Source organism: Gemmatimonadaceae bacterium, assembly GCA_030647905.1.
GTDB lineage: Bacteria > Gemmatimonadota > Gemmatimonadetes > Gemmatimonadales > Gemmatimonadaceae > UBA4720.
On record JAUSJA010000003.1, the window covers coordinates 1 to 22,143 of the forward strand.

General features: G+C 64.3%; 17 protein-coding genes. 6 read left to right on the forward strand and 11 right to left on the reverse strand.

From position 1 onward, the window contains the following. The first annotated feature begins 182 nt into the window (after positions 1-182). From Q7S20_00290 to Q7S20_00300, 3 genes are read left to right on the forward strand one after another with little or no spacing between them, the layout of a single operon-like run. Positions 183-791: a nucleotide exchange factor GrpE gene (locus Q7S20_00290; protein MDO8500263.1), complete on the forward strand. Its 609-nt coding sequence runs from the start codon at positions 183-185 to the stop codon at positions 789-791. 13 nt (positions 792-804) lie between these two features. Next, positions 805-1,938 (forward strand): J domain-containing protein, encoded by a 1,134-nt coding sequence (locus Q7S20_00295; GenBank protein MDO8500264.1) that lies wholly within the window; start codon positions 805-807, stop codon positions 1,936-1,938. A gap of 7 nt (positions 1,939-1,945) precedes the next feature. Continuing rightward, positions 1,946-2,599, forward strand: a complete 654-nt coding sequence (locus Q7S20_00300) for a M23 family metallopeptidase (protein ID MDO8500265.1) — start codon at positions 1,946-1,948, stop codon at positions 2,597-2,599. 4 nt (positions 2,600-2,603) lie between these two features. Here the strand turns inward: Q7S20_00300 and mnmA are convergent, their stop codons facing one another. The 11 genes from mnmA to Q7S20_00355 form a co-directional block, all read right to left on the reverse strand. Further along, a complete protein-coding gene (gene mnmA / locus Q7S20_00305; GenBank protein MDO8500266.1) occupies positions 2,604-3,707 on the reverse strand; it encodes a tRNA 2-thiouridine(34) synthase MnmA in 1,104 nt (367 codons plus the stop codon). A 10-nt stretch (positions 3,708-3,717) separates the two neighbouring features. After that, a complete protein-coding gene (locus tag Q7S20_00310; protein MDO8500267.1) occupies positions 3,718-4,881 on the reverse strand; it encodes a cysteine desulfurase family protein in 1,164 nt (387 codons plus the stop codon). Positions 4,882-5,028: 147 nt separating this feature from the next. Then, complete coding sequence (gene bshB1, locus Q7S20_00315) at positions 5,029-5,748, reverse strand: bacillithiol biosynthesis deacetylase BshB1 (protein MDO8500268.1); 720 nt, start codon at positions 5,746-5,748, stop codon at positions 5,029-5,031. Between the two features lie 49 nt (positions 5,749-5,797). Beyond that, positions 5,798-7,039 carry an ABC transporter permease gene (locus Q7S20_00320; protein MDO8500269.1) on the reverse strand — a complete coding sequence of 414 codons (1,242 nt, stop codon included), beginning with the start codon at positions 7,037-7,039 and terminating at the stop codon, positions 5,798-5,800. Further along, the gene (locus Q7S20_00325; GenBank protein MDO8500270.1) at positions 7,040-8,281 is read right to left on the reverse strand and encodes an ABC transporter permease; all 1,242 of its coding nucleotides are present in this window, start codon (positions 8,279-8,281) and stop codon (positions 7,040-7,042) included. Positions 8,282-8,299: 18 nt separating this feature from the next. Next, a complete protein-coding gene (locus tag Q7S20_00330) occupies positions 8,300-9,571 on the reverse strand; it encodes an ABC transporter permease (protein ID MDO8500271.1) in 1,272 nt (423 codons plus the stop codon). Next, positions 9,571-10,809, reverse strand: coding sequence for an ABC transporter permease (locus Q7S20_00335; GenBank protein ID MDO8500272.1), 1,239 nt, complete (start codon positions 10,807-10,809; stop codon positions 9,571-9,573). The genes Q7S20_00330 and Q7S20_00335 overlap by 1 nt, the downstream gene beginning before the upstream one ends. Positions 10,810-10,813: 4 nt before the next feature. Next, entirely contained in the window at positions 10,814-11,629 is an 816-nt protein-coding gene (locus Q7S20_00340; protein MDO8500273.1) for an ABC transporter ATP-binding protein, read from the reverse strand. Further along, complete coding sequence (locus Q7S20_00345) at positions 11,629-12,924, reverse strand: efflux RND transporter periplasmic adaptor subunit (protein MDO8500274.1); 1,296 nt, start codon at positions 12,922-12,924, stop codon at positions 11,629-11,631. Before Q7S20_00345 ends, Q7S20_00340 begins: the two co-directional genes overlap by 1 nt. Before the next feature lie 12 nt (positions 12,925-12,936). After that, positions 12,937-14,424 (reverse strand): TolC family protein, encoded by a 1,488-nt coding sequence (locus Q7S20_00350; GenBank protein ID MDO8500275.1) that lies wholly within the window; start codon positions 14,422-14,424, stop codon positions 12,937-12,939. 68 nt (positions 14,425-14,492) lie between these two features. Further along, positions 14,493-15,302 (reverse strand): creatininase family protein, encoded by an 810-nt coding sequence (locus tag Q7S20_00355; protein ID MDO8500276.1) that lies wholly within the window; start codon positions 15,300-15,302, stop codon positions 14,493-14,495. On the opposite strand from Q7S20_00355, the gene Q7S20_00360 reads away from it, so the two are divergent. The 3 genes from Q7S20_00360 to Q7S20_00370 all read left to right on the forward strand — a co-directional run. Further along, a complete protein-coding gene (locus tag Q7S20_00360; protein ID MDO8500277.1) occupies positions 15,291-18,608 on the forward strand; it encodes a HAMP domain-containing sensor histidine kinase in 3,318 nt (1,105 codons plus the stop codon). The two genes, Q7S20_00355 and Q7S20_00360, sit on opposite strands and share 12 nt — an antisense overlap. After that, positions 18,605-20,371: a serine/threonine-protein kinase gene (locus tag Q7S20_00365; protein ID MDO8500278.1), complete on the forward strand. Its 1,767-nt coding sequence runs from the start codon at positions 18,605-18,607 to the stop codon at positions 20,369-20,371. Before Q7S20_00360 ends, Q7S20_00365 begins: the two co-directional genes overlap by 4 nt. A 383-nt stretch (positions 20,372-20,754) precedes the next feature. Beyond that, positions 20,755-22,143 (forward strand): outer membrane beta-barrel protein (locus Q7S20_00370; GenBank protein MDO8500279.1); only part of this gene is annotated, 1,389 nt, incomplete at its 3' end.

The window sequence follows — 22,143 nt, forward strand, 5'->3', positions numbered from 1 at the left end:
TGCTGAAGAAAAGCGGCGGCAACGCGTGATGTCCTTCCAAACCCCGCCAGCTGAGCAGTCAGAAGTTCCAATAACAACATGAACCCAAGGGGACATTTCTACTTTGTTAAGACGGGGGACATTTCTACTTTGGCTTGACAGACATGGTCCGGCGGGCACTCGAAACGGGTTAAATTGAAACGATGAGAAAAAGCAGGGATGGCATGAGAGATTCGCAGATTGACCATTCGATCGTCCGGGAAGCTGACGATCGTCTACCGGTACCAGCCGACGCCTCCGGTTTTTCGGAGAGCGACGAGGTTGCGGATTCCACCGATTCGACGGGCGACCTCGCATCAGAGCTTCAGCGTGAGCTGACGGTGGAGCGCGACAAGCATCTCCGGCTCATCGCCGAGTTCGACAATTTCCGCAAGCGGATGCTGAAGGAGAAAATTGAGGCGGAGTCCAGAGGCCAGGCTGAGCTCGTGAGGCAGATCCTTGATCCACTCGACGACATCGCCCGGTTCGCTCACGTGGACCCGGCCGCTACCGACTCGGTAACCATCGTCCAGGGAGTGGAGATGGTGGAGAAGAAGCTCGGAAAGTCGCTCCGCGCCGCCGGACTCGAGCCGGTCAATCCGGTGGACGATAAATTCGACCCTTCGCTTCACGAGGCAGTCGCGACTGATCCAACGGAATCCGCCGCGCTCGACGGAACCGTTTCGCGTGTCTTCCAGGTCGGCTACACCTTCAAGGGACAGCTGCTGAGGCCGGCCCGCGTGGTGGTCAGGCAGTATCCCGGTTCTCGCTGAGCGCTGAAGGTTCATGGCTCAGACCAAGGACTTCTACGCGGTACTCGGCGTTCCGTCCACCGCCACTCAGGACGAGATAAAGAAAGCCTACCGCAAGCTCGCCAAGAAATACCACCCGGACGCCAACGCGAGCGATCCGAAAGCGGCCGAGAAGTTCAAGGAGATCTCCGAGGCGAACAATATTCTCGGGGACGCCAAGAAGCGCAAACAGTACGATGAGATGCGCCGGCTGGGCGCGTTCGGAGGTTTCGGTGGATTCGGCGGCGGTGCGTCGCCGCGAGGTGGCACGGCGCAGCGGGGCCCGGCGGGAGCGTCCAACGTCAATTTCCAGGACTTCGACATCGGCGGTCTTGGCGGCCTCGGAGATCTGTTCGGTTCGATCTTCGGTGGCGGAGGCAGGGCTCAGTCGCGTCCATCGGGACCCCAGCGCGGGCAGAACATCGAGACAAGCCTCGACATTCCATTCCGCACCGCTGCCCGCGGCGGCAAGGTGCCGGTCGAGCTCGAGGTAAATGAGGAGTGCGGCACCTGTCATGGAACCGGAGGCGCCCCCGGCACGTCGATGAAGATCTGTCCCGAGTGCTCGGGGCGCGGTGTGGTCTCGTTCGGTCAGGGCGGGTTCGCCGTCAACCGGCCGTGTCCCATGTGCCTTGGCCGCGGACAGGTTCCGTCGCAGCCGTGCCCGACGTGCATTGGCGCGGGTGAGGTCAGGACGCGCAAGAAGGTGTTGATCACGGTTCCCCCCGGAGTTGACAGCGGATCGAAGATTCGGCTCAAGGGGCAGGGCGGAAAAGGCTCGGCGAATGGTCCGCCGGGTGATCTTCTGATCACTTTCAGCGTTCTGCCGGACAAGTTCTATCAGCGGGAAGGACTGGATGTGATAGCGTCGCTCCCGCTGAACATCGCGCAGGCGACGCTCGGGTCCAAGGTCAGCGTCACCACGCTCGACGGGAAAAAGGTGCTGATTCGCATCCCCGCTGGCACGCCATCGGGGAAGCGGTTCCGCGTAAGAGCCCAGGGAATCCACAAGGGCTCGGAAACTGGTGACCTCATCGTTGAGGTCAAAATTGAGGCACCCGAAAAGCTTTCCGAGGAGCAGGAGCGCATTATGCGCGAGTTCGCCGCCGCAGGCGGGATGAAGTATTAGCGACACCGTGCGCGCCTACGGCGCCACATTCGTCGGCGCATTCCTGATCGCGCTCGTCTATTCGACAAAGCCGGACGGCGGGTCGGTGATCACCATCGCCCGCAGCGGTGACACGGCGCTCGTGGTGGATACTTCTCCCAGGGATACGGCTGCCGCGTCGTCGTCCGCGCCCGCGACTCGCGGTTCAGCGACTCCGGCCGTAGTACCGGCAGATCTCGATGCACTTCGTGCGCAGAAGATGGTGATTCCTGTCGCAGGTGTGGAGGCGAAGGATCTGGTGGACAGCTTCGACGACACTCGTGACGGTACGCGCCATCACAATGCTCTCGACATCATGGCTGCCCGCAACACTCCCGCAATTGCAGCGACTTCGGGTACCGTGCTCAAGCTTTATAACAGCACGGCCGGCGGACTCACTGTGTACATGTCCGATCCGACGTCGAGGTTCGTGATAATGTACGGCCACCTCGACGGCCATCGGCCAGGGCTGAAGGAAGGAATGGCTGTGAATCGCGGAGAGTTGATCGGGTTCGTCGGCTCGACCGGCAACGCGAGCCTGCTCGCGCCCCATCTCCATTTTCAGATCATGCGCAACGACGACATGAACGAATGGTGGAAGGGCACGCCCATCAATCCATTCCTGGTTTTCCGGCCGCGCTAGACCGCTAGGCGGCCAGAATCGGGAGTCCGGCGCGGCGCGATTCAGCCGCGGCTTCGATGAATCCTCCACCAAGCACGCGGTCGCCGTCGTAGAGCACGATGGACTGGCCGGGGGTGATCGCCGAGACCGGCTCGTCCAGCGCGATCTCGATCTCGTCGCTCTCGTGGCGGATCATTTCCCCTGGCGCGAGCGGAGCGCGGTGGCGGACGCGCACGCTGACCGCGGACCCGACCGACGGCGCGTCGGCGAGCCAGTTGACCTCGCGCGCGATCACGCCGCGTCCCATGAGCTCCTCGCGCGGCCCGATCACGACCGCGCGGTCCTGCGGACGGATGCCGACGACGTACATTGGGATGCGGAAGCCGCCGGGCAGGCCGCGACGCTGCCCGATCGTGTACGCCGCGAACCCGTCATGTTCTCCGACCTGACGCCCGTCGCTCGTCAGGATCGGGCCGCGTGTGAGCGCCGGAGAATCGGTTGCGAGGCGGCCGCGAAGGATCTTCATGTAGTCCCCATCGGGGACGAAGCAGATCTCCTGGCTCTCGGGCTTTTCTGCAACGACAGAGAGTCCCAGCTTTCGCGCCAGCTCGCGTGTCTCCGCTTTGGTGGACTCGCCGACAGGAAGGAGCATCCGCGACTGCACGTCGCGATCTATTCCCCAGAGGAAGTACGTCTGGTCCTTGTTGTCGTCGAAGCCGCGATGCAGCGAGCCATCCACGATGCGCGCGTAATGACCAGTGGCGATCCAGCGCGCGTCGATCGAATCCGCCTTGCGAACGAGATCGCGGAACTTGGTGAAAGTATTGCACCTCACGCACGGGATCGGAGTGCGGCCGCGCGCATACTCGCTCACGAAATCGTCTATGACGTCGTGGCCGAACTGTGTCTCGAGATTGATCACGTAGTGGGGAACGCCAAGCTCCTCACAGACCCGCCGCGCATCATTCACCGAATCGAGAGAGCAGCAGGGACGATCGGGGACGTCATCGCCGTGGCAGAAAAGCTTCATCGTCGCACCGACGACGTCGTATCCCTGCTCGACGAGCAGCGCGGCGGCAACGGACGAATCCACTCCTCCAGACATCGCGACGAGGACTCTTTCCTTCATGGCGTCGTCGTCAGCCGGCGGTGGCGAACTGGCGCGCCTTGACGACGAGAGCGGGGAAGACCTCGGCGACTCGGTTGGCGCACTCGTCCGTGGTGAGCGAGCCCAGGCTCATGCGGATCGCCGCCGAGGCGAGATCGGGCCGCACACCCATCGCCAGCAGCACATGCGACGGACTGATGCCTCCGCTCTGGCAGGCGGACCCACCGGACGCGGCAATTCCCTGGAGATCGAGCGCCATCAGCAGCGACTCACTGTCGGTCCCTGGTACGGACACGTTGAGAATGTGCGGCGCGCGCGGAGCACCGCGGCCATGCACGACGGCGTCGGGCACCCGCGCCAGGATCGCCGCCTCGAGCCAGTCGCGCATCGAGCGGAGTCGCCCGCTCTCCTTCTCATGTTCGGCGATCGTCAGCTCCGCAGCAGTCGCGAGACCGACGGCAAATGCGACGTTCTCGGTCCCCGGACGGCGCCCGCGGTCCTGCGATCCGCCGTGCATGAGCGGCTGCAGTGGAGTTCCGCGCCTGATGAAAAGTGCGCCGATCCCCTTTGGCGCCCCGATCTTGTGGCCGGAGATGGAGAGGAGATCGTACGTCTGTGAAGCGGCATCAATGTGCGCCTTGCCGAAAGCCTGTACGGCGTCGGTGTGCATCGCTACTCCCTTCGCCTTCGCCTTGCCGGCGAACTCGGGAATGGGCTGGATGACTCCGGTCTCGTTGTTCACCCAGATTACAGAGCAGATGGCGACGTCCTCACGGACCTGTCGATCGAACGAATCAGACGTCACCACTCCGTTGCCGTCCACGTCAAGAAGCCGCTCTTCGGCCCCTTCGCATGCCGCCTGGTGGACGGCGCCGAGTATCGCCTTGTGCTCGACAGGGGTGGTTACGACGGCGTTGCGGCCGCTTGATCTGGCGGTTCGCCAGACTCCGAGAATGGCGAGGTTGTCAGCTTCGGTACCGCCAGACGTGAAGCAGATCTCGTCGGGCCTGGCGCCAAGACATCGGCCGACCCGCTCCCGGGCCTCATCGAGCGCCGCGCGTGCCTCCCGGCCCCAGCGGTGCATACTGGACGGGTTCCCGAAACGCGGCCCAAAAAACGGGCGCATGGCCTCGAATACCTCGTCGCGGACCGGGGTCGTAGCGGCGTGGTCGAGATAGATGGGTGCCGGCTTCATGTTCAAAAACTAAACACCGGCGGGGGCTGGTGCGAGCGGTTTCCTGCTCCAGAAGAACTCGCTTCGAACCGCCCAAAGAGCGCGGCCGCTGGAGGGACAGCAGCTCGTCGAGCGCGAGGTATGACGGGTAGTTCAGATCCGAATCGCTCAAAATGTGGCCACCTCGAGCGCGGCGACGTCATCCACGCGTATCGTTTCGGTTGTGAAGAATGGCTCGCCGTAGCGGGTGCGGATGAGCGAGCCGTAATGGGCCGCCTGGTGACGGATGATCTCGTATAGCGGCTCGCCGTTGGGAAACACCTCGCCGGCCTGAATCGCTTCGTCGAATTGCGAAGAGTAGCAGCGAACCGCCTCGAGCTTTTTCTCGAAGGTATCGCTGATATCAACCACGAACGTCGGCTTCACGTTGTCTTCGCGATAGGCGAGACAGTGAATGACCTTGCGCGGACGATGCACCAGGACGTCGGGCTCGACCTTCACCAGTCCGGCCACAAAGCAGGCATCACGTATGAGCTGTGCGGCAACCGTGTGATCGGGATGCTTGCCTCGAATGGACGGAGCGATGACGACCGATGGAGCGAACCGTCTGATCAGGACGGCGAGGCTGGCGCGGGTTTCGGCCGTGTTGACGACACCGCCGTCGGGCAGGCCGAGATTTTCTCTCCAGCTGAGGCTCATCACCTCGGCCGCTCGCGCGGCCTCCTGCCCTCTGAGCTCGGCCGATCCGCGCGTACCGAGCTCGCCCGCGGTAAGATCGATAACGGCGGTCCTTCGCCCGAGGGATACCGCTTTGATCAGCGTCCCCGCGCACGTCAGCTCAACATCGTCCCTGTGCGCCGCGATCGCGAGAATGTCTACAGTTGGCATCGCCCGAATATATGGAGAATCACGCTCAACAAGGTTCAAGGCTGGCAGCTCACTCGTAGCGTAGCGCCTCGATCGGATCCAGCCGCGCCGCACGCCGCGCCGGGATCATCCCGAACACGATGCCTATTCCGACCGACACACTTACGGCGATCAGTGTCAATGCAACGGGAATCCCCGCATCTATGTTCATGAAGGCCGTCACGAGCCGGCCGAGCGTGAGACCCACGACGATCCCGAGAAAGCCGCCGATGCCCGTCAGGGTCGCCGCTTCCACGAGGAATTGCAGCAGGATCTCGCGCTGAGTCGCGCCCATTGCTTTCCGCACGCCGATCTCGCGCGTGCGATTGGTCACCGATACCATCATGATCGCCATCACGCCGATGCCGCCGACCATGAGCCCGACGCTCGAAAGCACGATCATCACGAGAAAGAAGATGCCCGTAATCTTGTTGAACGTGTCGAGGATCTGGTCCTGCGTGATCATATCGAAGTTGTTCTTGTCCGCCGGCCGCAGCCCTCGTATCTCGCGCAATGCTATCGTTACCGCCTCCTGCGCCTGTGCCGCGGTCACGCCCTTCCTCGGCTTCACCGGAATGAACACTGCATTGGTCTTGTCGAGCCGGAACTGGTGGTCGAGAGTGGCATACGGGATGATTGCGCCAATGGCCTGACCGGGCGGCTCGAAAATGTTGCCCGCCTTCTGATAGAGACCGATGACAGTCATCGGGCGTCCGCCAATGCGCACCTGCTTGTCGAGAACGCTCTCGGCTCCGAACACCTTTCGCGCCGCGTCTTCCTCGAGAACTACCACGGCCGATCCGCTCACGAGCTCGGATCGCGTGAACCATCGCCCGGTGATGAGATCGCCGCCCTGAATCTCCACGAACCGGTCATCGGCGCCGTTTATGAGCAGACTCTGCGTCCTCACGCCCTTGTACTCCAGACGTCCCTGTGTCTGCCCCCAGATCGCCGCGTACGACACCTCGGGCAGCGTCTGGATACGCCACGCCTCGGCCTCCCTGAGATCGGGCCTGATTCTGATCCACGCCGGCAGCCGGTCCGGGTTGACTGGCGTGTTGGAGAAGACCTTCACGACGTAGAATGTCGTCGGCCCGGCGATCTCGATCGTGCTGACGATCTGGTCCTTTATCCCCTGGACGATCGCCGCCATCATCATCACCGTGGACACGCCGAGCACCACGCCGAGTATCGTGAGGCCCGATCGCATCTTGTTGGCGCGCAGAGTGTCGAGCGCGATTGCCACATTGTTCCTCACGTTTTCGCCCAGCATCTACTCCTGCCTCAGCGCGGCGATCGGGTCCAGCTGCGCCGCGCGCGATGCGGGGTAGACTCCGAACAACACTCCGACGCCCGCGCCGAGTGACAAGGCTAGCGCCACGGACCACATCGTCACCTTCGCCGGCAGGGGCGACGCCAGCGCCACGAGGCCCGCCAGTCCCCATCCGGTGGCCACGCCCATCAGCCCGCCGACGCTCGTCAGCACGATCGCTTCCGCCAGGAACTGCCGCCTGATGTCGCGCGACCGCGCCCCCAGCGCCTTTCTGACACCAATCTCGCGCGTGCGCTCGGTGACCGACATCAGCATGATGTTCATGATGACGATTCCGCCGACCACGATTCCGATGCCGACGATCGCCGGAATGACGGAGAAGAGGATGCGCGTGAGATTCTTCCAGAACTTGACGAGCGCGTCGGCAGTCTCGATCGAGTAGTCGCTTTCCTCGCCGGGCCGCAGCCGATGCGACGTTCGCATCGCGCCGTCGGCGAGCGCCATCCCTTCGGCGACGTCTTCGGCTCGGGCCATCTTCACCGACACCGTCGTCGTCTTGCGTCGACCGTAGAGCGACTCGAAGGTCGTGAGCGGCAGCAGCACGAATCCGTCGAACGACTGGCCGAGCACGCGTCCCTTCTTCGCGATCACGCCGACGATCGTGAAATGCATCCCGATTATGCGGATGTCCTTTCCGACCGCGTCAACGTTCTCGAACAGTTTCTCCGCGACGTCCGCCCCGACCACGGCGACGGCTCGGCGGTCCCGCACGTCTATGTCGCTGAGCGGGCGCCCGCTGGCAAACGTGTAGTCCTGCACGACCTGGTATGGGGCGGTCACGCCGAAAACAACCGCGTCACCGAGCACCTTGGTGCCCCATTGGACGTCGGCGATCGGCGTGGGCCAGCCCGACTGGATACTCACGGCGACCGCCTGGGGCACCGCGGCGATCACGGCTGCCGCGTCGGCCTCCGTGATGCGCGGTCGTTTCTGGATTCGGCGGAACTGCTCGTCGTCGAACAGTCCGATCTGAATCGGCGAGCGGCGAACCTGAAAGCTGTTCTGGCCGATCAGCGCGCCGGCGAGGTTCTCGCTCACGTACGAGTTCATCCCCTGGATGATTGCCACGACCGCGACGAGAAACGTCACCGACACGATGATTCCGAGAAGCGTGAAGAACGACCTGAGCTTGTTCTCGCGAAGCTGCTGGAGAGCGGTGGAGACGACGTCCGCGAACGTCATTTCGCGGACGTCATGAGCTCACTCGTAGCGCAGGGCCTCGACCGGGTCGAGCCGGGACGCGCGGGCGGCGGGCAGCATGCCGAAGACGATGCCTGTGACAGCGCTCACTCCAAGTGCCGCGACGATGGCCATCAGCGGCGTTGACGCCGGAACCGGCGTGAATCTGTTGATGAGGAAGGCGACCAGGGACCCCAGTGCGAGGCCGATGGACGCGCCGATGCAGGTCAACGTAGCGGCCTCCACCAGAAACTGCCAGAGAATCGTCTTGCGCGTCGCGCCGAGGGCCTTGCGCACTCCAATCTCGCGCGTGCGCTCGGTGACGCTGATCATCATGATGGCGACTACACCCACGCCACCTACCATCAGACCGACTGCGGAAAGCGCGATCATGATGATGAAGAACACTCCGAAAAATCCGTCGTAGATCGCCATCAGCCCGTCGGACGTGATGATGGCGAAGTTGTCGGGCGCGCTCGGGCGAAGCCCCCGCTGTCCGCGGATGAGCGCGGTGACCGCATCGATCGCCTGATCGCGCGGCACCCAGTTCTGCGGTTTGATCGTGAGATCCAGCCGCCGAAGGAGGAACCCGAGGTGCCTCCGTCCCGCCTCGAGCGGAATCATCGCCCTGGGATCGTTTCCGGCAGAGGACGAGCTCGGCTTGCCGAGGAAGCTGCCGACGTTGTGATAGAGCCCGATGACCCTGAACGGCTTGCCGTCGATCTCGATGTTCTTGTCGAGCGGATCGGAATTCTTGAACAGCCTCTCCGCCATCCTGTCGTTGATCACGACGACGTTCGCGCCGGTGGTGTTCTCGGCGTAGGTGAAGTCCCGGCCCTCGACGATGTCGCCACCGTCTGCCGAAAGCCATCCCGCGCTGAAGCCGTCGAGGCCCGCCCGCGCGATCTCCTTGTCCTTGTACTTGAACTTGGCGCCAGCGCCGATGTGGCTGGTGACCGCCGCGACCTCGGGAAGCCTGGCTATGTGGTCCGCTTCATTGAGCGTGATCGGCGGGTTGCGCCGCCACGGGCACGTCTCGTCGGTGCCGTCGCAGATCGTGGCGAGGCTGACGGGCCGGCGGAACATGAAGAAGCTCGTCGGGCCCGCCGACTCCAGATCCTTCGCCACGCTGGCGTTGATGCCGTGAACGGCGGCAGACAGAGTCACGACAACAAAAACTCCGACTGCGACGCCGAGAATCGTGAGTGCGGCGCGCACCTTGTTCGACCTGATGGCGTCGAACGCGATGCCGATTCCCTCGGTTACGTTGAACAGCCACGCAGAAAGATTCATTACTCGGACCTCAAAGCGAGGATCGGGTCGAGCCTCGACGCGCGGCTCGCGGGATAAATACCCGAGATGATTCCCACTCCAGTGCCGACGAGAACCCCGGCGATGATGGACCAGGGCGCAACCGTGGCCGGCAACGGCGACACCGCGGCGATCACCTGCGCGAGCAGAATACCGCTGGCGATTCCGATCGCCGCTCCGACGGTGCTCAGCGTCGCCGCCTCGACCAGGAATTGCGACATGATGTCGCGCCTGCGGGCGCCGAGCGCCTTGCGGATGCCGATCTCTCGCGTGCGTTCGGCCACCGCGACGAGCATGATGTTCATAATGACGATCGCACCGACGACGAGGCCGATCGCCGGCAGCACTACGCCGGCGATGACGAGCTTGCTCTTGATGTTCGTCCAGAAGCTGAGCGCCGACTCCGAAGTCTCGATGGTGAAGTTGTCAGGCTGCGATGGACGCAGATGGCGGCGGCCGCGCATCACCTGGCGGATCGTCTCCTGAATCTCGGTCATGTCGGCGTCGCCGGTCGCCTTGATCTTCACGCCGTCTATCACGAGAGGCCGGTTGACGACGTGACGCAGCGGGGAGCGGTACGGCGCGATCACGAAACGGTCCATGGACAGGCCAAAGATGCTGCCCTGCGATTCGGCGACTCCGATGACGGTGTATGGAAGCCCCGCGACCTTGAGCTGCCTGTTGAGCGGATCGAGCTTGGGGAAGAAGCGCGTGGCGATCTCCTGCCCGATGACGACGACCGGCGTTCCCATCGCCATCTCCTGCTGCGAGATGACCCGTCCCCGCTCGATATTCATCTCGCGGATCTTGAAGTAGTCGCCCTCGACCGCGCTCGCCTGAAGCATTGTCGGCTTGGACCACCGCGATGCGATCGGCACGTTGTCGTATCCTTCGGCCGACCACAGTGTGCCAGGCGGAAGCGCCTGCACTACCGGCTCGACGTCAGTGATGAGAACGCGCGGCCAGCGCTGCATCGCGCGCCACTGCGCTTCGCTCATGTCGCCGCCGATCTCCGGCAGCTGCCTGAGCGTCATCGTGTTAACGCCGACGAGCTTGCCAACGAAGTCGTGCTCCATGTAGCTGCTCATTCCCTCGACGATGGACACGACCGCAATCAGGAACATCACTCCGATCGTGACGCCGAGCAGCGTGAAGAAGCTCTTGAGCTTCTGCACGCGGATCTGCGCCAGTGCGAGGCGCACCGCGTCGAGGAAAGGCATTCGTCTACTTGTGGACGGAAGACGGGCCGGCCGTCTGCATTCTCGCGGCGAACCGCTCGCGGCGATCGTCGCTCTCGATCATTCCGTCGCGGAGCACGATGACGCGGCGCGCGTGCGCGGCGATGTCGGGCTCGTGCGTGACCATGATCACCGTCTGCCCGGAGGTTGCGAGGTCCTCGAACACCTTCATGATCTCCTCGGACGTCGCGGAGTCGAGGTTTCCCGTCGGCTCGTCGGCGAGGAGAATGGACGGATTGTTCACCAGTGCCCGCGCGATTGCGACGCGCTGCTTTTGTCCGCCGGACAGCTCGTTGGGCCGGTGGTTGATGCGATCCCCGAGCTGCACTCGCTCGAGCGCAGCCGTCGCGCGCTTGCGGCGCTCGTCCGACGGCACGCCCGCGTACACCAGCGGAAGCTCCACGTTGTGCAGTGCCGTAGCGCGCGGCAGAAGGTTGAACGTCTGAAAGACGAACCCGATCTCGCGATTTCTGACGCGCGCCAGCTCGTCGTCGGCCATGGACGACACGAGAATGCCGCCCAGCCAGTATTCACCGGCATCCGGAGTGTCCAGGCAGCCGATGAGGTTCATCAACGTGGACTTGCCCGATCCCGACGGCCCCATGATGGCGACGTACTCGTTGCGCCGGATGGCGACGTCCACTCCGCGGAGCGCCCGCACGATCTCACCGCCCATGTCGTACTCGCGCTTGAGCCCGCGGGTGACGATCATCCAATCCTTGTCGGGCGCCTGCCCGGCCTGCAGCATCACGATCTGCCTTTCGGCCGTGATGCTGACAGGCGTCTCTTCAGTAGTCTGCATTACGATTTCCTGGCCTCTGCCTTTTTCTTGTCGTCCGTCGCGCTGCTCTTGACGCGGCTTCCGTCCTTCAGCTCGCGGATCGCCTGGTAGGTTCCGCCAACGATCTTGTCCTTCTCCTTGAGTCCGGAGACGACCTCGAAATACTTCTCGCCGGCTATACCAACCTTTACGGGCCGGAAGGTCACTTTGTTGTCCGCTCCGACCACGAACACGCCTTCCACGTCCCGCTTTCCGACCTGCTTGGCCGGAGCAGACTTGGCCAGCGTAACGGCGCCGCTGTCGCGCTTCGCCAGCGAATCCTCACGCACCGTGAGCGCGATGATCGGAATGGACAGAACGTTGGTGCGGGTGTCGGTGACGATCTTGGCCGTCGCCGAGAAATCCGGGCGCGTCGTCGGAAGGGCGTTCAGAAGCTGAATCGTCACCTCGTAGTCTATCGCCTGGTCCGCCGGGTTCGCCCCGGCGCTCGCGCCGGCGCCCTTGATGGAGCTGTTGGAGATCTCCGAGACGCGGCCGACGAACGTCGTGTCGGGGAACGCATCTATCTGTACGATGGCCGAGTCACCGATGGTGATTCGCGACACGTCGGTCTCGTCAACCTTGACCTTGGTCTCGAGCAGGCTCATGTCGCTGATCGTCAGAAGCGTTGCCGCATCCTTGTTAAGCGTTCCCATGATCGCCGTCTCGCCTTCGCGCACGTTGAGACGCGTGACACGTCCCGCCATCGGCGCGAAAATGGTCGTCTTGGCGAGCAGGCTCTGCGCGTCACGCAGCGACGCCTGTGACTGCGCGATGCCGTTGTTCGCCGACTCGAGCTGCGCCGCCGAAACCTCGACCTGCGTCTTCAACTGCTCCACCTGCTCGTCGGAGACGAGGGTCGGGTTGGCCTTCTTCAGCTCGAGGAGGCGGTTGTAGTTGCGCTGGGCCTGCGCGAGGCTCGGGCGCGCGGTCGCTGACTGCGAGCGCGCGCTGGCGACTGCCGCCGCGGCACGCTCGGCAGCCGCGCGATACTGTGAGGGATCGATCTCGAGGAGGAACTGGCCCTTCTTGACGAGATCTCCTTCCTTCACCGAGAGGCGGACGATGCGGCCGGTGATATCCGACGCGAGGTCCACCTTCGTATGCGGCTGGACCTGTCCGCTGGCCGTCACCGACGCGACGAGATCACGCCGCTCGACGGGCTCGATCCGCACCTCGATCGCCTTGTTCCGTCCCTTTGCGGCGCTCAGCACTCCGACCAGTACGATCGCGAGAACGATTGCGCCGCCGACTCCCCATTTCGTACGCTTGGACATTTGTGATTCCCGTTATCTGAGTGGACGGCCGACGGCGCTTTCCAGCGCGGCGAACGCCTTGTGGTAATCGAAGATCGCGTTGATACGGTCACTCTCGGCGCGCTCGTATGCCGCGCGCGCGTCGGTGACATCCACCAGGTTCACGGCACCACTGCGGTACCGGTCCTGCGTGAACTTGAGCTCCAGCCGTGCCTTCGCCGAATTCTGCGCTTGGAGCGCGGCAGTCTTGGCCGCTGTCGTGAGCGTCAGATAAGCAGCCGTCACGTCCGCGGTGAGGGCAAGCTCGCGTGCCCGCACACTGAATCGCGCGTCGTCGCTCGAGGCTTGCGCCTCCTGCATGCGCTGCTCGCGCGCAAACCCGTCGAAGAGCGGGAGCGAGATCGTCGCCGAGATGGAACGCGGCGAATTCTGGAAGTTTAACGGGAACTGTTTGTTGTCGCTCCGCAGCACGGCTGCCTGCGCGTCGGTGAACACGATCGCCTGGCAAGCGGCCAGAGTGTTCGGAAGATTCAGCGCTGACCGCACCTCCTCCGCGCGAACGCACGACGCCTTCGATGCCAGCGTCTGCGCACTCGCCTGCTGCACGAGGAAGTTCGGGTTGGCGAACGAATATGTGTAGCCCGAGATGCCTGTGTTGATGCTGAGCGTGGGCGAGTACTCGCTTCGGGCGCGCTTGACGTTCAGGTCGGCGACCTTCTCGCGCGAGCGGAGTGCGAGCACAACTGGATTCTCCTGACGCGCCGCGGCCAGCAGGTCGGACAGTGGCAGTGGCGCGCTGAGGGTCGTGAACTGGGTCGTCAGCGTCACGTCGGCCGGCTGCTCCACCCCCATCTGCTGGAACAGGCGCAGCTTCTCGATCTCGATCTGATTGCGGGCCTGAAGCACCTGCACCTGCTGCTGTCCGACAGCCACTTCCGCGCGGGACACGTCGAGCTGAGTTCCGGAGCCGACGAGGGAGCGGGCCTTTGCCAGCACCAGCTGGCTCTGCGCCGCAACGAGCAGCGTGTCCTGCAGCGACGCCCGATCCTGCGCCTGCAGCACTGACAGGTACTGCTGCGTGACGTTGCCGCGCAGCAGCTCGGCGCTGCCCGTTATGTCCGCCTCGACGGCGTCGCGGTTGGCGCGCTGGAGACGCGGCGTGATGAACGTGGCGCGATTCAGCCGGTATCCGATGCCGATCTGATACGACGACTGATTGACGTCGGAGCTGGCGCCGAGGCTCGTCCCGCCGAAGATCTGGCGGCCGCCCTGCTGGCGCTGCGCATTGAGGCTCGCGTCGGCGCTCGGCAGCAACTGCCCCTGAGCCGAGCGGACCGCGGCGTCAGCCGTGCGGCGGTTGTTGATCGTCGCGAGGTGAGCCGGATTGTTGCGCCGGGCGAGATTGATCGCTTCTTCGAGTGACAGCGTCGCACGCTGGGCCGCCGGCCGCGGCGCAGCGGACTGCGCGGCCAGAGCGCCTGGCGCGAGAAGAGCGATTATGAGGCACAAACGCATTTGCATTGGTTGGGTGCGGGGTGGAGTCAGGTCAACGTACGGCGGATGCATCGAGCGGGTTTCAGCATGTCGTCTCACTCGGCGAGAGCAGGCGCGAGGAAGATCCGATCGCTGATCCTGGACCTGATTCGCTCGTAGAGTACGCGCCCCTTTTCGGCCGACGCGAGCGAAGGTCGGCCGATCGAGCCGGCGCTGTTGCCCGGAACCCTCAAAGTACCGCGCCGGTAACGCCGCAGCTCCTCGCGCGACATCATATAGTCGCGAGCGAGATCGAGGTGTACCATCTCCGGAGCGAGGTGAAGCATGATCGAGGTATCCACCTCGTCACCGTGCATCGCCTCCGTCTGGCCATCGAGAAGCTCGGAAAGATTTACGGCGAAAATGTCCACGACCCGGACCCGTGCCCCGGCCGTGATCACTGTCGCCAGCGCCTCCTGATGGGGATCGTGTCCGTGCGCCGTGAGAAGTATGAATTCCTTGAACCCTGTCGCTTCCCATGAATCGAGCAGATCGTTGAGAGTGCGATGCAGAGTCTTTTTTCTTACGGAAGCGTTGCCGATGAAGCCGCGCTCGGTGTCCACGTTCACGCCGTACTCAACCGTGGGCGCGCGTAGCACGCCAAACTCGGCCGACAGGTCGTCGGCAAGCCGCTCGGCGATGATCGTCGCCGTTCCGAGGGGCAGGTGAGGCCCGTGCTGCTCGCAAGTCCCGACAGGTATGATCAGACGTGGATCTTCGGCGATCGCCGCCTCGATCTGCATCGGGATCAGCTCCTTGATGCGAAGCGGTGCGTTCTGTGGCAGCGGGACGATGGGAGCGTGAGGAGCGGGCCTGGGCGGAGTGTCGTCCACGGCGCGGGATGGGAGCGGTGAATGGCGGTTCATTCGCGGAGTGGGGCTATTAGGATCGTGAGGGGTCGGTGGACGGAGCGCCTCGCGCTTGCCGTCGCGGGTGCTGTCATTCTGCTGCTCGCGTTGTGGCTGCGGAATCCACTCATACCTTATGGTGGCGGTTCCCCTCGCGCCAGCGATTTCTCCAGCGATTCGGGACGAGCTGACGACGCTGCGCGGAGGCGCGCGGACGCAATTCAATCTGTCACCGCCGAGGTCGTTTCCACACAGCCGCGGCTCGCGAGTATCGCCGCACTCGCGCTGGAAGCTCCCGCGGACCCGGAAAGCGCTTTCGCCGCGGTCAGGAAGCTTCCCGATGCTCCGGACGTCGGAGTGATCGTGATAGATGGTGGCGATCCCCTTGCCTGGGCGGGGCAGCTGCGCGTGACCCCGGCGGATACCGGACCCGGAACCTCCGCCGCATTCTCGCCCTTCTACACCACTCTGCAGGTCGTCACCGAGAAGGGAAAACGACGCGCGATCGCCACATCGCTAATCCACGCCGAGCCGCCGTCGGATCGCGTGGCGACAGCCCTCGATTCTCGCGTCTCCGGGCGAAAGCTCGTCGAATCCTTCCGGTTCGCGCCGGCGTCGGACAGCCCGGAAGGGGAGCTGATAACCGGAGCGGGCGGGAACCCGCTGATGCGCGTGGACGCAACTCCGCTCTCCGCCGAAATGGTTCGATTCGACAAAACCGCCGCCGCCCGCGGGCGTGGCACGGTCCTCGTCGGGCTCGCGCTTCTCATCCTGATGGCTCTTGGCTGGTCGGACCGGAGATCGCTTGGATCCCGCCTCTTCACCCTCGCCATCGCCCTCGCCGCTATCGCGCTGATCCCGTGGAACAACTTCTCCAACTTCGCGCGAATCTTCGATCCTGCCTATTTCTACTCGGTGCTGGCGGGACCGCTCACGGCCAACGCCGGAGCGTTCGCGATGTCCGGGTCACTGGCCGCTCTCGCTGTGATGGCCCTCATCCGCGCGCGCCGCACGCGCATGAATCGCGCGATCGCCGGCGCAGGGGCGATTGCGATGCTCGTCAGCGGACTCGTCATCGCGCGGAGCGCGGCATCGGGCATCGCGCTGCCGCTCATCGGTTCGACGTCTTCACTATGGATCACGTGGGAAATTCCGCTGTTCCTCACGCTGTTCGCATTCTGGCTTGCGGCGACATGGCTGGGAAAAATCGCAACCGGCAGGCGGCCCATGGTGCAGCTGAGGACCGGCGTGCTGGTGGCGATCTTTGCCGGCGCCACCGCCACATTTCTCGTCTGGACGACGACGACCGAGCAACGGCTCCAGCTTGCAATGCGCGATGTCGAGGGCCTCCAGAAAGTGGATGCCGATGCGGCTGTGCTCCTCGGCAGGTTCGGCGCGCAGCTCTCGACCTATGACAGTCCAGGCACACGTGCCGACGTGCTCAAGCGATACGCGATTTCGGATCTTGCCCCGGCCGAGGTACAGGTTTCGCTTGGTACGTGGAAAGCGGACGGATCTCAGGTGACACGGCTCGACCTCGCGCCGCTGACCTTCGACTCGGTTGCCCTTGGCGCCCTCGTAAAAGAGGCGATCGGCGCTGGACAACCGATCATCCGGCAGACACTCGGGCCCATCGGCCGCCAGGTGATGCTTGCCGTGCCGCATCGCGAGGGAGGGGCGACGGCGGCGGTCGCGTCGCCGCGGACGCGTCTCATTGCGCAGGATCCATATGCGACTCTGCTCGGGTTCGTGCAGCCGGATCAGACGGAGCCGCCGTACACCTTGACGCTCGCTGACGTCACTCCCGGAACCGCGGCCGGGACGGGCACGATGACGTGGCGCCGGCTCGGGAATGAGTGGCATGGCGACGAACTCATCGCCACATCCGAGGGAACCGCACGCGCACATGTCGAGGTCGACATTCGATCGTGGCCGACGCGCCTCGTGCGCGCGTGTCTCATCGTGATTCTCGACATTGCCGTAGCCGGATTGCTGTGGGCACTGGGGGCCATGGCGGAGGGCGGATTCTTCCGCTGGGTGAGACGGCGCGCGTCGGCGTGGTTGCGCAGTTATCGGGGCCGCCTTACGCTTGCACTATTCATGTTCTTCGTCGTGCCGGCGGTGTCGTTCGCGGCATGGGCATACGAGCGCCTTCAGGGTTATGATCTCGACGCCCGTCAGCTCGTGGTGCGCGAGACGCTCGAAGCGGCGGCGCGCGATCATCCCGCAGCGCCGGAAAAAAGCCACGCCGCCGGGAGCACGCCTCTCTTTCTGTACTCGAATGCGCTGCTTACGGCGAGCAGCGACTCACTCTACGAGATGATCGCGCCCGCCGGACGCACGCTTCCGCGCGGAGTCCAGTTGAGCATTGCCGACGGCGGCGAGCTCACGGCGACCTGGCGTCAGGCGATCGGAACCTCGATGATCTCCTGGGGATACAGGGCGGCATCGGACTCGGTTCACGGCAGCTACGTCCTCGCGGCTCCCGCGCGGCGCGATGAGATCGTGCTCGACCGCCGGCGCCGCGACCTCACTTTGCTCGTCCTCTTCGCCACCGCGGTCGGTGCGATCGCCGCATTCTGGCTGAGCGGCATCGCGGCCAGAGTTCTGGCGCGCGACCTCGAGCTGAGCCGCATCGAAGTCGGCCGCGCGGAGCGGGTTCTGGCCTGGGGAGAGATGGCGCGGCAGGTCGCACACGAGATCAAGAATCCGCTCACGCCGATCAGACTCGGCGTTCAGCATTTGCGCCGGGCGCGCGCGGACGCACGGATTGATTTCGATCGCGTGCTCGACGAGAACGTCACGCGGATTCTCGCGGAGATTGACCGACTCGATGAGATCGCGCGAGCGTTCAGCCGGTACGGCACGGCGCCGAGCGAGCTGCCCGCTGCCGCACCGGTTGACGTCGCCGCCATATTACGCGATGTGGTTGGACTGGAGAAAATCGGAATTGGCGGGGTGTCGTGGACGCTGCACGGCGCGGAGGGCAGCGTGCTCGCGCAGGCCCGCGCGGATGAGATGCGTGACGTTCTGCTCAACGTTTTCGAGAACGCGCGGCTGGCGCGCGCCCGCAAAGTCGTCGTCAGCCTTTTCCGGCTCGACAAGGTGGTGCGGATAGTGATCGAGGACGATGGCGCCGGCATCGCGCGGGCCGCGCTGCCGCGCGTCTTCGAGCCGCATTTCTCGACGCGCACCACAGGCAGCGGACTTGGCCTCGCGATAAGCAGGCGCCTTCTCGAGTCGTGGGGCGGAACGATCGATCTCTCGAGCGAGGAAGGGCAGGGTGCGCGTGTCATCATCACCCTTCACCCGGTGCCCGCTTGAGCGCTCCCCGACGCACTCCCGCCGAGCCTCTCAAGACGTCGGAGCTCCCGTCTCACATAGCGGGATGGCAGCTCCCACCCGGATGGTCCTGGGGAGCCGAGGGACTTCTTGGCGACGAACGTCATTACCAGCAGGTAAGCGATGGGCTGGGCCGTTCCCTGTCGCTGGTAACCGCGCCGAATCCGGCGCATCACGGATGGCTGTTCAGCGAGGCAAGAAGCCTCGCGCATCGGAGCCACCCGGCGATTCCGACGACGTATCACTACTGGGTCGCCGAGCGCGATTCGCGGCGCGGGCCGGGATACCTGAGGCGGTGGATTACCGGCGAGACTGTCCGCGCTCACCTGCAGCGGCTGGGAACGGCGGAGATACCCTATGTGCTGCAGGTGCTTCGCGGCGCCGGCTCGACGCTCTCGTATCTGCACGACAATGGCTCGGCGCATGGAGCTCTGAGCGTGGATACCGTGTGGGTTGCGCCTACTGGCCGGCTGTGGATGCTCGAATGGCAATGGGCCGTCCCGCGAGAAGACATCCCGCCAGGCATGCGACCGCTCCTTCGGGGTGGAACCGCGCGGTCCCGGCGTCCGCTCATCGCGATGCCTCCGGAATGGACAGACGCCGACTGGATTCCAACTCCGGCGAGCGACCAATGGCAGCTCGCGGCGATCTGCTTCCGGGCGCTGACTGGAGAGGATCCTCCACCTGGCGACGTGCCTCCGGTGAGCCTGCTTCGTCCGGAGTGTCCGGCGGTCATCGCGAGCGCGATCGACCGCGCCCTGTCAGCCGATGTCGCGCAGAGATTTCCGTCCATGTCGTCTTTCCTCAGGGTAGCGGACACGGGGTTCGCGAGTCGCGGCGGCATCGTGCCGGTGCGAGACGCCGACGCACCATCGGCCGGCGTCTCGGAGGAGACGCGCATCCGGCGCGCGCTCGCCGATGACTACGAAGTGCTGTCGCCGCTGGGCTCGGGGAGCTTCGGCCGCGTGTGGCGTGCGCGCGATCTGTCGCTCGAGCGTGAGGTGGCGCTCAAGGTTCTTCATCCGCGGGTCGCCGCGGACGCGCGCGCCGTCGCGGCGTTCTGGAGCGAGGCCAAGCTTGCCGCGCAGCTTGCCCATCCCGCAATCGTTCCGATCTACGACTGGGACAGCAGAGGCGGCCTCTCGTGGTACACGATGGAGCTCGCCGACGAGGGATCAGTGGCGAGTCTCATTGAGCGCGACGGCCCGCGTACGCTCGACGAGATCTCATCGCAGGTCGAGCTGCTGCTGGACGGGCTTGCCGCGGCGCATGCGGTGGGAATCGTGCACCGCGACCTCAAGCCGGAGAACATTCTCATAGACCGGTACGGGCGCTGGCGGATGACGGATTTCGGAATCGCCAATGCGACGGGTGAGGACGTGACAGGGAATACCGGCACGCCGGCATTCGCCGCTCCGGAGCAGCTTCTCGGAGAGCCTTACGGCTCATCGGTGGATCGTTTCGCGTTGTCTGCGATAGTGGCGTTCGCGCTTAGCGGGCAGCCCCCGTTCGGTGACGGCGATGGGAAGGTGATACTCGCGCGTCAGCTTGCCGGGACGATCGACCTGACTCCGTTCTCGCCGCCCGTCGCGGAATGGATCGCGCGCGGTCTCGCGCCGAATGCAGACGATCGCTTTACCGACGCGGCAGACATGAAGGGAGCGTGGCGCTCTGCAGTTCGTGCAGCGAAGCGACGCGAGCGGGCTACGTGGTGGCGACGAAGCACCAGCCGCGACCGGCATTGACGAGCGACGGTGCCGCATTGAATGCAGGGTTGTCACGGGGTGCCACAACACGTGCAGATGCAGAATGCTGGCTCCGAATTTGCAAGCCGAAGCCAACGCTACTTAGTCGGGATGGACGGCTCATTCGACGCGGCGGCAGTCATATGTTTACAGAGCGTGAAAACAGTATGTGTCTAGCGTGATTCCGCTCTGCGAACGGCTGGCGCGCCGGGAAAAATCTGCTAAGTTTTGCCGGAGTTTGCACCATTCATTGGTGTTGCGGGCTCACCGGTATACATCCTGCCTAACGTCAATCGCGATAACGATGTCCCGGTTCTAGTAGCTGTATCCACCATTCGAAAGAGGTAATTCATATGTTGAGAAGAAGTTGGACCGTCTGTGCAATGACGGCCTTGCTCTTCGGCGGAACGGCCGCGGCGCAGCAGCCGGGTACGCTGTTGTTGGGCGGCTTTGGGCAGTATACCAAGTTCGACGACGCGTTGAAGCTCGACAAGGTGTTCGGTGTCGGCGGACGGGTCGGCGCCTACTTCGCTCCCAACTGGAATCTCGAAGCCGAGAATTCCTGGAACAAGCCGGAGCAGACCGGGGCGGGCCAGGCCGCCGGAAGCAAGATCTGGTACGGCCCGGTCTCGGCGCGCATTCGCTACAGCTTCCCGTTTGCTGGCCTCGCCGCCTTCCACCTCGGTGCCGGTGGCGTGATCACGTCGTACGCTGGCTATGAGCCGGATGTGCCGGCCGGAACGGAGCTGCGCGATATCAAGTCGAACCGCCGTGGCTACAACTACGGCGTCGAGGGCAACGTCGGCTTCAGCGTGGGAGTTGGAGCTGTCTCGCTCCGCGTTGATGGCATCGCCGACTACATGCCGAACGGCGGCAGCATTGGCGGAACGGGCGGCGCGGTGTACGAGTCGCACACCAACCTCCGTGCGCAGGCCGGACTGGAGTTCCGTCCTGACATCTCGGCGCTCTTCGCCGGTACGGCCGAGAACGCCAGCCTGGCTCCGTGGGCCCCGTACGCCTGGTGGGACGAGCTCGGTGCAACCGAGTGGGCCCTGCCCGGAACGCTCGAGGTCGGCGGCTTCGGCCAGTACACGCACTTCGACGACAACGCCCCCGGCCATCCGAAGGATGGAATCGGATACGGCGCGCGCCTTGGTGTGTTCCTGAGCGATCCGCACTGGGAGCTCGAGGGTGAAGGCCAGACGTCGCCTGATCTCGATCGCGATCCGCCCGCTGCGAAGGGTTACAACAACAACCCGGTCACGTACACGTCATTCGCGCTTCGCATGAACTACAACATCCCGATCATGGCGAAGTCGCAGTTCATCATTGGCGCCGGCGCAGTCCGCAGCAACTACAGCGCTGAGACGACGAACACTAATCGCCAGTTCACGTTCAACTACGGTGTCTCCGGCCTCGCCGGCCTGCGCTTCGGCGTCACGAACCGCGTCGCCCTGCGTGTCGACGGTATTGTCGATTACCACAAGGACACCAAGAACCTCAACCTGATCGGTCGCGGTGGACTGTCGCTGCTCTTCGGCGGGGCCCGTCGTGAAGTCATGTGCACCTACGCTGGCCTGGAGAACATCATTGCGTCCAGCCCGTCGTGCGTCGCTCCGCCGCCGCCGCCGCCGCCGGTCGCCATGTGCGCATACCCGGGTCTTGCCGGAATCACCGCTACGGATCCTGCCTGCGTCGCTCCGGCCGAAGTTGTTGTTGTGGTCGTCGATACGGCCGCGATCACCGGCCCGATCTACTTCGACTTCGACAAG